Source organism: Limnobacter sp. CACIAM 66H1 (assembly GCF_001601825.1).
GTDB lineage: Bacteria > Pseudomonadota > Gammaproteobacteria > Burkholderiales > Burkholderiaceae_B > Limnobacter.
Window position 1 is genome coordinate 1 of the sequence record NZ_LUJK01000064.1, and the last position, 15,228, is coordinate 15,228.

Annotated in this window: 11 protein-coding genes and 1 tRNA gene; all 12 read left to right on the top strand. The window is 51.3% G+C overall.

The genetic code is table 11. The features are described 5' to 3' along the window. Positions 1-12: 12 nt before the first annotated feature. Positions 13-88, top strand: a tRNA-Trp gene (locus A0129_RS14185). Positions 89-145: 57 nt separating this feature from the next. Continuing rightward, the gene (secE, locus tag A0129_RS14190; RefSeq protein WP_291716006.1) at positions 146-529 is read left to right on the top strand and encodes a preprotein translocase subunit SecE; all 384 of its coding nucleotides are present in this window, start codon (positions 146-148) and stop codon (positions 527-529) included. Then, positions 529-1,062 (top strand): transcription termination/antitermination protein NusG, encoded by a 534-nt coding sequence (gene nusG, locus A0129_RS14195; protein WP_008248014.1) that lies wholly within the window; start codon positions 529-531, stop codon positions 1,060-1,062. The genes secE and nusG overlap by 1 nt, the downstream gene beginning before the upstream one ends. 115 nt (positions 1,063-1,177) lie before the next feature. Further along, the gene (gene rplK, locus A0129_RS14200; protein ID WP_105028056.1) at positions 1,178-1,609 is read left to right on the top strand and encodes a 50S ribosomal protein L11; all 432 of its coding nucleotides are present in this window, start codon (positions 1,178-1,180) and stop codon (positions 1,607-1,609) included. Further along, on the top strand, positions 1,610-2,308 hold the full coding sequence (gene rplA / locus A0129_RS14205) for a 50S ribosomal protein L1 (RefSeq protein WP_291716009.1): 699 nt from the start codon (positions 1,610-1,612) through the stop codon (positions 2,306-2,308). A gap of 211 nt (positions 2,309-2,519) precedes the next feature. Beyond that, positions 2,520-3,050 (top strand): 50S ribosomal protein L10, encoded by a 531-nt coding sequence (rplJ, locus tag A0129_RS14210; RefSeq protein WP_291716011.1) that lies wholly within the window; start codon positions 2,520-2,522, stop codon positions 3,048-3,050. Between the two features lie 47 nt (positions 3,051-3,097). After that, positions 3,098-3,475, top strand: coding sequence for a 50S ribosomal protein L7/L12 (gene rplL, locus A0129_RS14215; protein WP_105028059.1), 378 nt, complete (start codon positions 3,098-3,100; stop codon positions 3,473-3,475). A gap of 138 nt (positions 3,476-3,613) precedes the next feature. Beyond that, positions 3,614-7,723: a DNA-directed RNA polymerase subunit beta gene (gene rpoB / locus A0129_RS14220; protein ID WP_291716014.1), complete on the top strand. Its 4,110-nt coding sequence runs from the start codon at positions 3,614-3,616 to the stop codon at positions 7,721-7,723. A gap of 23 nt (positions 7,724-7,746) precedes the next feature. Beyond that, positions 7,747-11,976 (top strand): DNA-directed RNA polymerase subunit beta', encoded by a 4,230-nt coding sequence (gene rpoC, locus A0129_RS14225; protein ID WP_291716016.1) that lies wholly within the window; start codon positions 7,747-7,749, stop codon positions 11,974-11,976. A 143-nt stretch (positions 11,977-12,119) separates the two neighbouring features. Continuing rightward, positions 12,120-12,503 carry a 30S ribosomal protein S12 gene (gene rpsL / locus A0129_RS14230; RefSeq protein WP_138517786.1) on the top strand — a complete coding sequence of 128 codons (384 nt, stop codon included), beginning with the start codon at positions 12,120-12,122 and terminating at the stop codon, positions 12,501-12,503. A 103-nt stretch (positions 12,504-12,606) separates the two neighbouring features. Beyond that, complete coding sequence (gene rpsG / locus A0129_RS14235) at positions 12,607-13,077, top strand: 30S ribosomal protein S7 (RefSeq protein WP_008253357.1); 471 nt, start codon at positions 12,607-12,609, stop codon at positions 13,075-13,077. 18 nt (positions 13,078-13,095) lie between these two features. Then, positions 13,096-15,198 (top strand): elongation factor G, encoded by a 2,103-nt coding sequence (fusA, locus tag A0129_RS14240; RefSeq protein WP_291716018.1) that lies wholly within the window; start codon positions 13,096-13,098, stop codon positions 15,196-15,198. The last annotated feature ends 30 nt before the right edge of the window (positions 15,199-15,228 follow it).

The following is a 15,228-nucleotide window of genomic DNA, read 5'->3' on the forward strand; positions in this document are numbered from 1 at the left end:
TTCGAGTTTTTTAGGGCAATAGCTCAATTGGCAGAGCGTCGGTCTCCAAAACCGAAGGTTGTGGGTTCGATTCCCTCTTGCCCTGCCAAATTTGGTAGGACCGTCGCCGCTGAAGCGATTCAGCGGCGGCTTACATTTTAAGAATATGGCACAAAACGACATTCAAACAGTATCTACAGGGCAGGACAAGCTGATGCTTGTGTTGGCGGTTGCCTTTGCAATCGGCGGCGCGGTGGCTTACCAGGTTTTGTCAGCAGAAGATTTCTTCATTCGCCTTGGCGTTGTCTTGTTGGGTGTTGTTCTGGCGATTGGTAGTTTTCTGCTCTCCCAAACCGGCAAGCGGTTTGTGGGCTTCGCCAAAGATTCCGTGAACGAAGCCAAGCGCGTTGTTTGGCCCACCCGAAAAGAAGGTATGCAAATGACCGGTGTGGTCTTTGTGTTTGTCTTGATCATGTCGATCTATCTTCTTTTGGTGGACAAAACGCTTGAGTGGGTGTTCTACGATCTGATTTTAGGGTGGACAATATAATGTCAAAACGCTGGTACGTGGTGCACGCCTACTCAGGACTTGAGAAGAGTGTGCAGCGAGCACTGCAGGAGCGCATTGACCGTTCCGAGTTTTCGGACTTGTTTGGCCAAATTCTCGTTCCTTCTGAAGAAGTGGTTGAAATCAAGGGTGGTCAAAAATCGATTTCCGAGCGTCGTTTCTTTCCTGGTTACGTGCTCGTTGAGATGGAAATGACCGATGATTCTTGGCATTTGGTCAAGAACACGCCCAAGGTCACCGGTTTTGTGGGTGGCACTGGCAATCGCCCAACTCCGATTTCCCAGAAGGAAGTTGACAAAATCATGCAGCAAATGCAAGAGGGTGCTGAAAAGCCGCGTCCGAAGGTGCTGTATGAAGTGGGTGAAATGGTTCGGGTCAAAGAGGGTCCGTTCGCAGACTTCAATGGCAATGTTGAAGAAATTAATTACGAGAAAAGCAAGCTGCGTGTGTCAGTCACCATTTTTGGTCGAGCGACGCCCGTTGAGTTGGACTTTCACCAGGTCGAAAAAGTTTGATCTGAGGACATTTGGTTTTCCTGCCGCCTGTATTTGATTGCTGACAGGGCTTACGGTTATTCAAGCAATGAGAGGAGCGGCCTCTGGCTGCGTTTGAACTCACGGAGAAATTTCAATGGCCAAGAAAATTATTGGCTTTATCAAGCTGCAAGTACCGGCTGGTAAGGCGAACCCATCCCCACCCATTGGCCCTGCATTGGGTCAGCGTGGTTTGAACATCATGGAATTCTGTAAAGCATTCAATGCCCAAACTCAGGGCATGGAGCCTGGTTTGCCAATTCCAGTGGTGATCACTGCTTTCGCGGACAAGTCTTTCACGTTCATCATGAAGACTCCACCTGCGACCGTGCTGATCAAGAAGGCAGCAAAAATCACGAAGGGTTCACCACGTCCTCATTTGGACAAGGTTGGCAAGATCACTCGTGAACAAGCTGAAGAAATCGCAAAAACAAAAATGCCTGATCTGACGGCTGCTGACATGGATGCTGCCGTGCGCACCATCGCTGGCTCTGCTCGCAGTATGGGCATCGTGGTGGAGGGTCTATAAATGGCTAAGTTGTCTAAACGTACTCAGGCATTGCGCGCAAAAATCGATCGCAACGCCGTATACCCAGTGGATCAAGCCTTGGGTCTGATCAAGGAAACTGCGACTGCCAAGTTTGATGAATCTGTTGATGCTGCCATCCAATTGGGTGTTGATGCACGTAAATCGGATCAAGTGGTTCGTGGCTCGGTAGTTCTGCCTGCTGGCACGGGCAAAACGGTTCGTGTGGCTGTATTTGCGCAGGGCGCCAAGGCCGAAGAGGCTAAAGCTGCTGGCGCGGACATCGTAGGTATGGATGATCTGGCCGCAGAAGTCAAAGCTGGCAACATGAACTTCGATGTTGTGATTGCCTCTCCCGATACCATGCGTATCGTGGGCACTTTGGGTCAAATTCTGGGCCCACGTGGTCTGATGCCAAACCCAAAGGTTGGTACTGTAACGCCTGACGTGGCTACAGCGGTTAAAAACGCCAAGGCCGGTCAAGTGCAGTTCCGTACCGACAAGGCCGGTATTATCCACTGCACTATCGGTCGCGCCTCCTTCGATGTTGAAAAGTTGAAGTCCAATCTGTCCGCTTTGCTGGACGCGTTGAACAAATCCAAGCCAGCATCGTCCAAGGGTGTATACCTGAGAAAGATTGCCGTATCCAGCACCATGGGTGGTGGTGTACGCATTGACCAAACTTCGGTATTGGGTCAATAAAGAACTTTGGGCTGTGATCCCTGACTAGTCGGGGATTACAGGTTGTCAAAGACCGTTGGAAATTGAGGGCTAGTAGTTTCGGTCCGATTTTTTAAAAAACCATCCAACCTAGATGGCGGTCCCGAGTAAAAGTAATGAATGTATGTTCAGAGCTTGATTTCGGTCGCCTGTTTTAAACAGTGCAATAAGCGCTTCTTTTTGGAGAAAGACCGTGGCATTGAATCGCCAAGAGAAAGCAGCAGTCATTGAAGAGATCACGGGTCAATTGGCCAGTGCTCAGGCAGTGGTTGTTGCTGAATATCGTGGTCTGTCTGTAGAAAGTGTGACGCAGCTCCGCAAGGATGCTCGTGCAGCAGGTGTTTATTTGCGTGTTCTGAAGAACACGTTGGCAAAGCGAGCCATTGCCGGTACAGCCTTTGAAGGTTTGTCCAGCAAAATGGCTGGCCCGCTGATTTACGGTATCAGTGCTGATCCCGTTGCAGCAGCCAAAGTGTTGGTCAATTTTGCGAAGACTAACGACAAACTCGTTCTAACCGGCGGTGCGCTGCCCGGTCAGGTAATGGGTGCGGACGGTGTGAAGGCCCTGGCCACCATGCCTAGTCGTGAAGAGCTTCTGTCGAAATTGCTGGGCACGATGCAAGCACCTATCGCGACATTCGTACGTACGCTTAACGAAGTACCTACGAAGTTTGTTCGCGGTGTTGCTGCAGTTCGTGATCAGAAAGAATCGCAAGCTGCTTAACTTTTTTCAAGATAGCCGAATCAAACTTTTAACTGGAGAATACTCAAATGGCAACTAAAGCCGAAATCCTCGACGCCATCGCTGGCATGACCGTACTCGAACTGTCCGAACTGATCAAAGAAATGGAAGAGAAGTTTGGCGTTTCTGCCGCTGCTGCTGCTGTTGCAGTTGCTGCTGCTCCTGCTGCTGGTGGTGCTGCCGCCGCAGAAGAGAAGACAGAATTCGACGTAATTCTGACCGCAGCTGGCGAAAGCAAAGTGAACGTAATTAAGGTTGTTCGTGCTCTGACAGGTCTTGGCCTGAAAGAAGCGAAAGACCTGGTTGACGGCGCACCTAAAGCTGTTAAGGAAGGCGTTTCTAAAGCTGAAGCTGATGACGTCAAGAAGCAACTTGAAGAAGCTGGTGCAAAAGTCGACGTTAAGTAATGTCGGTTTTTGAAATGCCCGGGGGTTTTTGCCTCCGGGCTTTTTGCGCTTGAAAGAGCGATTACAAACTAGAGTGTGTTAAGCCATGTGTAGAACACATGCATATCGCTTAATCCGCTCGACATCAGGACAGAAAATATGTCTTACTCTGCCACCGAGAAAAAACGCATACGCAAAAGCTTTGCGAAACGGCCTCCAGTTTTGGATGTTCCGTATCTTCTCACCACTCAACTTGACTCTTACACTGACTTTCTTCAATTGGGTGTTCCCGTTGAAAAACGCGCAGAACAAGGGTTACAGGCAGCATTTCAGTCTGTATTTCCAATTGTTTCGCACAACGGTTACGCTCGTTTGGAATTCGTACAGTACGCATTGGGCGAACCCGCTTTTGACGTCAAAGAATGTCAACAGCGTGGCCTGACTTTCTGCTCACCTTTGCGTGCCCGTGTGCGCCTGGTACTTCTGGATCGTGAAGCCAGCAAGCCCACTGTGAAAGAAGTGAAGGAGCAAGAAGTGTACATGGGTGAATTACCACTCATGACACAAAACGGTTCATTCGTGATCAACGGCACTGAACGCGTTATCGTGTCTCAGTTGCATCGTTCGCCTGGCGTCTTTTTCGAACACGACCGTGGTAAAACCCACAGTTCTGGCAAGTTGCTGTTCTCGGCCCGTATCATTCCTTATCGCGGCTCTTGGCTCGATTTCGAATTCGATCCCAAAGACATCTTGTATTTCCGCGTAGACCGTCGTCGCAAGATGCCGGTGACAATATTGCTCAAAGCCATTGGCATGAACAATGAGCAGATCTTGTCCACCTTCTTTGAGTTCGATCAGTTCGAAATCAAATCCGAGGGCGCATCCATGGATCTGGTCACTTCGCGTTTGAAAGGTGAAGTTGCCAAGTTTGATATCGTGGACAAAGCGGGCAAGGTTCTGGTTCAGAAAGACAAGCGTATTAACGCCAAGCACATTCGCGACATCGAAGCTGCTGGCTTGAAGAAGATTTCGGTTCCTGAAGACTTCCTGATCGGCCGAACATTGGCCAAGAACATCGTAGATGCAAGCACTGGCGAGGTTGTAGCCTCCGCCAACGATGAAATCACCGAAGAAATCATGGGCAAAATCCGTGATGCAGGCGTGAAAGTTGTTGAGACAATTTTCACGAACGAGCTGGATCATGGTGCTTACATTTCTCAAACCCTGCGTACTGACGAAACAGCGGATCAAACTGCTGCCCGTGTAGCCATCTATCGCATGATGCGCCCAGGCGAACCGCCCACGGAAGAGGCAGTTGAAATGTTGTTCAACCGTCTGTTCTACAGTGAAGATTCCTACGACTTGTCGCGTGTGGGTCGCATGAAATTCAACCGTCGTGTTGGCCGTCCAGAAGTGGAAGGCGCGATGGTTTTGCAAGACGACGATATTCTTGCCGTGATCAAGATTCTGGTCGACTTGCGCAACGGCAATGGCGAAATCGACGATATCGATCACCTGGGTAACCGTCGTGTGCGATGCGTAGGCGAATTGGCTGAAAACCAGTTCCGGGCCGGTCTGGTGCGTGTGGAGCGTGCAGTGAAAGAGCGTTTGGGTCAGGCTGAAGCCGAGAACCTGATGCCCCACGATCTAATCAACTCCAAGCCGATCTCCGCAGCAATCAAGGAGTTTTTTGGTTCATCCCAGCTGTCTCAGTTCATGGATCAAACCAACCCCTTGTCTGAAATCACTCACAAGCGTCGCGTATCCGCGTTGGGTCCTGGTGGTTTGACTCGTGAGCGCGCTGGCTTTGAGGTTCGTGACGTACACACCACTCACTACGGTCGGGTGTGCCCGATCGAAACACCGGAAGGTCCAAACATCGGTTTGATCAACTCCATGGCGATGTTTGCTCGTTTGAACGAGTACGGGTTCCTGGAGACGCCTTACCGCAAAGTGGAAGGCGGTGTGGTGTCGGATGAAATCGTTTACCTGTCTGCGATTGAAGAAGGCCGTTTCGTAATCGCTCAGGCGAACGCGGAGATCGACGACAAGAAGCGACTGGTCGGCGATTTGGTGTCCTGTCGTGTAGCTGGTGAATTCGAATTGATGGATCCGTCAGGCGTTGAGCTGATGGACGTGGCGCCGGGCCAGATTGTTTCTGTTGCGGCATCTCTCATCCCATTCCTGGAACACGACGATGCGAACCGTGCCTTGATGGGTGCAAACATGCAGCGTCAGGCCGTTCCTTGTCTGCGTCCTGAAAAGCCTTTCGCGGGCACAGGCATTGAACGCACTGTGGCTGTTGACTCAGGCACCGTGATCGTTGCTGATCATGGCGGTGTTGTTGATTACGTGGATGCAAACCGCATCGTGATTCGAGTCAATGACAACGAGGTGGAGCCCGGTTCTGTGGGCGTAGACATCTACAACCTGACCAAGTACACACGTTCTAACCAGAACACCAACATCAACCAGCGTCCGATTGTCAACAAGGGTGACATCATTGCAAAAGGTGATGTAATCGCTGACGGTGCATCCACCGACCTCGGTGAATTGGCCTTGGGCCAGAACATGCTGGTCGCGTTTATGCCCTGGAACGGCTACAACTTCGAAGACTCAATTTTGATCTCCGAGCGCGTAGTTGCCGAGGATCGCTACACTTCAATTCACATTGAAGAACTGTCAGTGGTTGCCCGCGACACCAAGTTGGGTTCCGAAGAAATTACCCGCGACATTTCCAATCTTTCCGAAGCGCAGTTGTCACGTCTGGATGAATCCGGCATCGTGTACATCGGCGCAGAAGTTCAGGCTGGTGATGTGATGGTTGGCAAGGTCACGCCAAAAGGCGAAACCCAGTTGACTCCTGAAGAAAAACTGCTTCGCGCAATTTTCGGTGAGAAAGCATCTGATGTGAAAGACACGTCGTTGCGCGTGCCTTCTGGCATGACAGGCACGGTGATCGACGTTCAGGTGTTTACCCGCGAAGGCATCGTTCGCGACAAGCGTGCGCAGTCCATTATTGATGATGAACTCAAGCGCTATCGCCTCGATTTGAATGACCAGATGCGTATTGTTGAGGCTGACGCCTTCAGTCGTATTGAGCGTTTCTTGATTGGTAAAGTTGCCAATGGTGGACCCGCCAAGTTGGCCAAGGGCAGCAAGATTACCGCTGAGTACCTGAAAGAAGTTGATCATCACCATTGGTTCGACATTCGTCTGGCCGAAGAGGAAGCTGCTGGTCAACTCGAAACACTGAAGAAGTCAATCGAGGACAAGCGCCATCAGTTTGATCTGGCCTTTGAGGAAAAGCGCAAAAAGTTGACGCAAGGTGATGAACTGCCCCCGGGAGTTCTGAAAATGGTCAAGGTGTATCTGGCAGTGAAGCGTCGCTTGCAGCCCGGTGACAAAATGGCCGGTCGTCACGGTAACAAGGGTGTGGTTTCCAAGATCGTTCCTGTGGAGGATCTGCCGCATATGGCCGATGGTCGTCCCGTGGACATCGTGTTGAACCCCTTGGGTGTTCCCTCGCGTATGAACGTGGGCCAAATTCTGGAAACCCACTTGGGTTGGGCTGCCAAGGGCATCGGCGATCGTATCAATGAAATGTTGCGCGAACAAAATGCGGTAGCCCGCCTTCGTGAATACTTGCACAAGGTGTACAACGGCACAGGCACCACGGTTGACCTCGATTCCCTGACTGACCAGGAAATTATCAACATGGGTAAAAACCTGACCAAGGGTATGCCTTTCGCGACGCCGGTATTTGACGGTGCGAACGAAGAAGACATTCTCGAGATGCTTCGCTTGGCTTACCCCGACGAGGACCCACGCGTGCAGGCTCTTGGCTTGAATGAATCGAAAACCCAGGTGACCTTGTACGACGGTCGCACCGGTGATGCATTCGATCGCAAGGTTACTGTCGGTTACAAGCATGTGCTGAAACTGCACCACTTGGTGGACGATAAGATGCACGCCCGTTCAACCGGACCTTACTCGTTGGTGACACAGCAACCATTGGGTGGTAAAGCCCAGTTTGGTGGTCAACGTTTTGGTGAGATGGAAGTGTGGGCTTTGGAAGCTTATGGCGCATCATACGTGTTGCAGGAAATGCTGACAGTGAAGTCGGACGACGTGAATGGTCGTACGAAAGTGTATGAGAATTTGGTCAAAGGTGATCACACGATCGATGCCGGTATGCCGGAGTCTTTCAACGTACTCGTGAAAGAAATCCGCTCACTTGGTATTGATATTGATCTGGACCGTAATTGATCGGTCGCGACGGAGGTATTTAAATGAAAGCTTTATTAGATCTGTTTAAACAGGTCCAGCAAGACGAGCAATTCGACGCAATCAAGATTGCGATCGCATCGCCCGACAAAATCCGTTCGTGGTCTTTCGGTGAAGTCAAGAAGCCAGAAACCATCAACTACCGAACTTTCAAGCCGGAGCGTGATGGTTTGTTTTGTGCCAAGATTTTTGGCCCCATTAAAGATTATGAGTGCTTGTGCGGCAAGTACAAACGCCTGAAGCACCGTGGTGTCATCTGCGAGAAGTGTGGTGTTGAAGTCACGCTGGCCAAAGTGCGTCGCGAGCGCATGGGTCACATTGATTTGGCTTCGCCTGTTGCCCACATCTGGTTCTTGAAATCCCTGCCGTCCCGTCTGGGCATGGTGTTGGATATGACTCTGCGGGACATCGAGCGCGTTCTGTATTTTGAAGGTTTCGTCGTTGTTGAGCCTGGCATGACACCGTTGAAGCGTGGCCAGTTGTTGACAGAGGAAGATTACCTCGCCAAACAGGAAGAGTATGGCGATGACTTCGTGGCGTTCATGGGTGCTGAAGGCATCAAGGAACTGCTGAAGTCCATCGATATTGACCGCGAGGTTACTACATTGCGTGATGAGTTGGGTACCACCAATTCTGAAGCGAAAATCAAGAAAATCGCCAAGCGCCTGAAAGTGCTGGAAGGTTTCCAGAAATCAGGTATCAAACCTGAGTGGATGATTCTGGAAGTACTGCCCGTGCTGCCACCAGAGCTGCGTCCATTGGTTCCTCTGGATGGCGGTCGCTTTGCGACATCTGATTTGAATGATTTGTATCGCCGCGTGATCAACCGCAACAACCGTCTGAAGCGTCTGCTCGAATTGAACGCACCGGATATCATCGTGCGCAACGAAAAGCGCATGTTACAGGAAGCTGTTGATTCGCTGCTCGACAACGGTCGTCGCGGTAAGGCGATGACTGGTGCCAACAAGCGCCCATTGAAGTCGCTGGCTGACATGATCAAGGGCAAGGGCGGTCGTTTCCGTCAAAACTTGCTTGGCAAGCGCGTGGACTACTCTGGTCGTTCCGTGATCGTGGTGGGTCCACAGCTAAAACTGCACCAGTGTGGTTTGCCCAAACTCATGGCGCTCGAATTGTTCAAGCCTTTCATTTTCAATCGTTTGGAAGTGATGGGTATTGCAACTACCATCAAGCAAGCCAAAAAATTTGTTGAAAACCAAGAGCCCATCGTTTGGGACATTCTGGAAGAAGTGATTCGCGAGCATCCGGTGATGCTGAACCGTGCACCAACGCTGCACCGTTTGGGCATTCAGGCTTTCGAGCCTGTGTTGATTGAAGGCAAGGCCATTCAATTGCACCCATTGGTCTGTGCGGCGTTCAACGCTGACTTTGACGGTGACCAAATGGCGGTTCACGTGCCTTTGTCTCTGGAAGCCCAGATCGAAGCGCGTACCCTGATGCTGGCCTCCAACAACGTATTGTTCCCGGCCAACGGTGATCCCTCTATCGTTCCTTCGCAAGACATCGTGTTGGGTCTGTATTACACGACCCGAGACAAAGTCAACGGCAAGAACGAGGGCATCATGTTCTCCGACGTCGGTGAAGTAAACCGCGCCTATGACAACAAAGAAGTTGAACTGGCCACTCGCGTCACTGTTCGTATCACTGAATATGATGTGAACAAGGAAACCGGAGAAAAAACATCCAAGCGCACGCGTTACGAAACGACCGTAGGTCGTGCCTTGTTGTCGGAAATTCTGCCTCCGGGCCTGCCTTTCTCTTTCATCGATCGTCCTTTGAAGAAGAAAGAGATTTCTCGCCTGATTAACGCGTCTTTCCGTCGTTGTGGCCTGCGCGAAACAGTGATTTTTGCTGACAAACTGATGCAGTTTGGTTTCCGTATGGCGACCCGTGGCGGCATTTCTATTGCGATGGGCGACATGGTTGTTCCAGCCCAGAAGCAAGTCATCATCGCCGCTGCAGAGGCAGAGGTGAAAGAAATTCAGGCCCAATACACGTCAGGCTTGGTAACTCAAGGCGAGCGTTACAACAAGGTTGTGGACATTTGGGGCCGTGCTGGTGACCAAGTGGGCAAGGCCATGATGGAACAGTTGGCAACCGAGCCAGTCGTTGATCGCAACGGTAACGAAGTTCGCCAAGAGTCTTTTAACGCGATTTACATGATGGCTGACTCTGGTGCTCGCGGTTCTGCTGCGCAGATTCGTCAGTTGGCGGGTATGCGTGGTTTGATGGCGAAGCCCGATGGCTCCATTATTGAAACACCGATCATCGCGAACTTCCGCGAAGGTCTCAACGTGTTGCAGTACTTCATTTCAACACACGGTGCGCGTAAAGGCTTGGCTGATACAGCGTTGAAAACTGCTAACTCCGGTTATTTGACGCGTCGTCTTGTCGACGTCACTCAAGACTTGGTCGTGGTCGAAGACGACTGCGGTACTTCCAACGGCGTGGCCATGAAGGCTTTGGTTGAAGGTGGTGAGGTGATCGAAGCCTTGCGCGACCGTATACTGGGTCGAGTGGTTGTGGCTGATGTGGTTAATCCTGAAACTCAGGAAACCGTGTTTGAAGTGGGCAAGCTGCTTGACGAAGATGCGGTAGAGTTAATTGATCATTTGGGAATCGACGAAGTTCGTGTTCGCACGCCGTTGTCTTGCGAAACACGTTATGGTCTGTGTGCAAAATGCTATGGGCGCGACCTGGGTCGTGGCTACCTTGTCAATAACGGTGAGGCAGTCGGCGTGATTGCTGCGCAATCGATTGGTGAGCCAGGCACACAGTTGACCATGCGCACTTTCCACATTGGTGGTGCAGCTTCCCGCGCGGCGGTTGTCTCGAGCATTGAGGCCAAGTCAAATGGCGTAATCCGTTTCACTGCCACCATGCGCTATGTGACCAACGGCAAGGGCGAGCAAATTGTGATTTCCCGCTCGGGGGAAGTCTTGATTACTGATGATTTTGGACGTGAGCGTGAGCGCCACAAGGTGCCCTACGGCGCCACACTGGCTGTCCTCGACGGCAATCAGGTGAAGGCTGGTGCGATGCTCGCTACCTGGGATCCCTTGACCCGCCCGATTGTGACTGAATACGCAGGCAAGATTCGCTTCGAGAATATCGAAGAGGGTGCAACTGTGGCCAAGCAGATCGACGACGTCACAGGCCTGTCAACTTTGGTGGTTATTGATGCGAAGCGTCGAACTGCCGGTAGCAAGGGTGAGCGCCCGCAGGTTAAGTTGATTGACCCGCAAGGCAATGAGGTGAAAATTGCTGGTTCCGATCACTCGGTAAATATCAGCTTCCCGGTCGGAGCGCTCATTACAGTGCGTGACAATCAGGATGTCTCAGTGGGTGAGGTGTTGGCGCGTATTCCTCAGGAAAGCCAGAAAACCCGTGACATTACTGGTGGTTTGCCCCGTGTGGCCGAATTGTTCGAAGCACGTTCACCCAAGGATGCAGGTATGTTGGCCGAAGTCACCGGCACGGTTTCCTTTGGTAAAGACACCAAGGGCAAGCAGCGTCTGGTGATTACCGACCTGGATGGTGTTTCTCACGAGTTCTTGATCCCCAAGGACAAGCACGTGCTGGTGCATGATGGCCAAGTCGTTAACAAGGGCGAGTCCATTGTGGATGGTCCGGCTGATCCGCACGACATTTTGCGTCTGTTGGGAATAGAAGCGCTGGCACGCTACATTGTGGATGAGGTTCAAGATGTTTACCGCTTGCAGGGCGTGAAGATCAACGACAAACACATTGAAGTGATTGTTCGTCAAATGTTGCGCCGCGTGATCGTGGATGACCCTGGCGAGACTGGTTTCATCCCTGGCGAACAAATCGAGCGCTCTGAACTGTTGGATGCGAACGACAAAATGCGCAACGAGAACAAGCGTGAGGCAACTTACCAAAACATCTTGTTGGGTATTACGAAAGCGTCACTTTCAACCGACTCGTTTATTTCAGCTGCTTCCTTCCAGGAAACAACCCGCGTATTGACCGAAGCCGCAATCATGGGCAAGCGCGATGAATTGCGTGGTTTGAAAGAAAACGTGATCGTGGGTCGTTTGATCCCGGCAGGTACGGGTATGGCTTTCCACAAGGCCCGCAAGGACAAGGAAGGACGCGAAGCAGAAGAGTTGCGTCTGATGGAAGCCGAACATGATCCTCGTGCGCAGGCTGAGGCCTTGTTCAATATTCCAGCCTCTGAGGGTTCTGACGAAGCCTAAGTGGTTGACGGAAATATAAAAGGTGATGGTAAAACATCACCTAAATCATTGACCCGCGCTTGTGTTTTGGAATACAATCGCGGGCTAAATTGGCTGCGGGCACGCCCGTAGCCCTTTTGTTTTTTTTAACCGGAACTGGAACTATGCCAACCATTAATCAGCTAGTGCGTAAACCACGCACCAGTGTGACCATGAAGAGCAAAAGCCCCGCGCTCGAGGATTGCCCTCAAAAGCGTGGCGTGTGCACTCGTGTTTACACCACAACTCCAAAAAAACCAAACTCTGCGCTGCGTAAAGTAGCCAAAGTTCGCCTGACCAACGGCTTTGAAGTGATTTCCTACATTGGTGGTGAAGGCCACAACTTGCAGGAACACTCCGTGGTGTTGATCCGCGGCGGTCGTGTGAAAGACTTGCCTGGTGTGCGCTATCACATCGTGCGTGGTTCACTTGACTTGCAAGGCGTTAAGGACCGCAAGCAGGCTCGTTCCAAGTATGGTTCGAAGCGTCCAAAAGCTGCCAAGGGCTAATTAGCCAATTTAAAACCGCATTCCGTGCGGCACACGTTTGGTGTGTCGAGTAAGCAGATGCATAAGTGGGATTGCCCACGCTGAAGATAAAGGAATAGTCAAGATGCCACGTCGTCGCGAAGTGCAGCGCAGAGAAGTGCTGCCAGATCCAAAGTTTCAAAGCACAGAAGTAGCCAAATTCATGAACGTCATCATGTTGTCTGGCAAAAAAGCTGTTGCAGAACGCATTATTTACGGTGCTTTTGACAGCATCTCAACGAAAGCTGGTAAAGACCCACTCGAGGTGTTTAACGCCGCGATCAACAACGTAAAGCCTGTTGTTGAAGTGAAGTCTCGCCGCGTCGGTGGTGCGAACTACCAAGTTCCGGTGGAAGTTCGTCCCTCACGTCGTCTGGCTCTGGCCATGCGTTGGGTGCGTGAAGCAGCCAAGAAGCGTAGTGAAAAGTCCATGGACCTTCGCCTGGCAGGTGAGCTGCTAGAGGCGGCTGAAGGTCGCGGTGGTGCGATGAAGAAGCGTGATGAAGTTCACCGTATGGCTGAAGCCAACAAGGCCTTCTCGCATTTCCGATTCTAAATTTAACTGGAGTAGCAAATGGCTCGTAAGACGCCCATTGAGCGATATCGCAACATTGGTATTTCTGCGCACATTGATGCGGGGAAAACCACAACGACTGAACGTATCCTGTTTTACACGGGCGTTAGTCACAAAATTGGTGAAGTGCATGATGGCGCGGCCACCATGGACTGGATGGAGCAGGAGCAAGAGCGTGGTATTACCATCACCTCTGCTGCCACTACCTGTTTCTGGAAGGGTATGGACAATTCCTACCCAGAACACCGTTTCAATATCATTGATACACCCGGACACGTAGACTTCACGATTGAAGTTGAGCGTTCCATGCGTGTATTGGATGGTGCTTGCATGGTCTACTGTGCGGTGGGTGGCGTTCAGCCTCAGTCCGAAACAGTATGGCGTCAAGCCAACAAGTACAAAGTGCCCCGTTTGGCATTTGTAAACAAGATGGACCGTACCGGTGCCAACTTCTTCAAAGTTGTTGACCAGATGAAGACTCGCTTGCGAGCCAATCCTGTGCCTATCGTGATTCCCATCGGCGCCGAAGAAAAATTTGTCGGTGTTGTTGATCTGATCAAGATGAAGGCCATCTATTGGGATGAAGCGTCACAGGGTATGAAGTTTGACTACCGTGAGATCCCCGCTGAACTGCAGGCTGAAGCTGACAAGTGGCGTGAGCAAATGGTTGAGGCAGCTGCCGAAGCCTCTGAAGATCTTATGAACAAGTATCTTGAAGAAGGTGAGTTGTCTGAGGCTGAGATCAAGCTTGGTCTGCGCACGCGCACCATCTCTACCGAAATTCAACCCATGTTGTGCGGTACAGCCTTTAAGAACAAGGGCGTTCAGCGCATGTTGGACGCTGTGATTGACTTTTTGCCTTCCCCTGTTGATATCCCTCCAGTAGCGGGTACTGACGAGGACGAGAAGGATGTGGTCCGTCATGCAAGTGACGAGGAAAAGCTGTCTGCCTTGGCATTCAAGCTGATGACCGACCCGTTCGTTGGTCAGCTCACATTCGTGCGTGTGTACTCTGGAGTTCTGAACAAGGGTGATTCAGTTTACAACCCTGTTCGTGGCAAGAAAGAGCGTATTGGTCGTATCGTTCAAATGCACGCCAATAACCGTCAGGAAGTTGAAGAGATTCGCGCCGGCGACATCGCCGCTTGCGTGGGTTTGAAGGAAGTGACTACCGGTGAAACGTTATGTGATCCCTCAGCGATTATTACGCTGGAGCGCATGGTGTTCCCCGAGCCTGTGATTGCTCAGGCTGTAGAACCAAAGACGAAGACTGACCAGGAAAAAATGGGCATCGCCTTGGGTCGTCTGGCAGCAGAAGATCCGTCTTTCCGCGTTCGCACTGACGAAGAGTCCGGTCAGACAATTATTGCCGGTATGGGTGAATTGCACCTCGAGATTATCGTAGACCGCATGAAGCGTGAGTTCGGGGTAGAAGCCAACGTGGGTAAACCACAGGTGGCCTATCGCGAAACCATCCGTAACACCGTCAAGGAAGTTGAAGGCAAATTTGTACGTCAGTCAGGTGGTCGTGGTCAGTATGGTCACGTGGTACTCCGCGTTGAGCCCAATGAAGCCGGCAAGGGTTTTGAATTCCTCGACGAAATCAAAGGTGGTGTGGTTCCCCGTGAATACATTCCTGCGGTGCAAAAAGGTATTGAAGAATCCTTGAGCAATGGCGTATTGGCTGGCTACCCGGTAGTTGACGTGAAAGTCGCTTTGCACTTTGGTTCGTACCACGACGTTGACTCCAACGAAACAGCGTTCAAGATCGCTGCTTCTATGGGTTTCAAGGAAGGTATGCGCCGCGCAAGCCCTGTGCTGCTCGAGCCAATGATGGCTGTCGAAGTAGAGTCTCCAGAAGACTATGCTGGTACGGTCATGGGTGACCTGTCGTCTCGCCGTGGTGTTGTTCAGGGTATGGACGACATTCCAGGCGGTGGCAAAGCGATCAAAGCGGAAGTTCCTTTGGCTGAAATGTTTGGTTATTCCACAACGTTGCGCTCTCTGACACAGGGCCGCGCGACTTACACAATGGAATTCAAGCACTACAGTGAAGCCCCGAAAAACGTTGCGGATGCTGTTATCAGCGCCCGTGCCAAATAATTGAAATTAAAGAACTGAAGAGGTATTTGC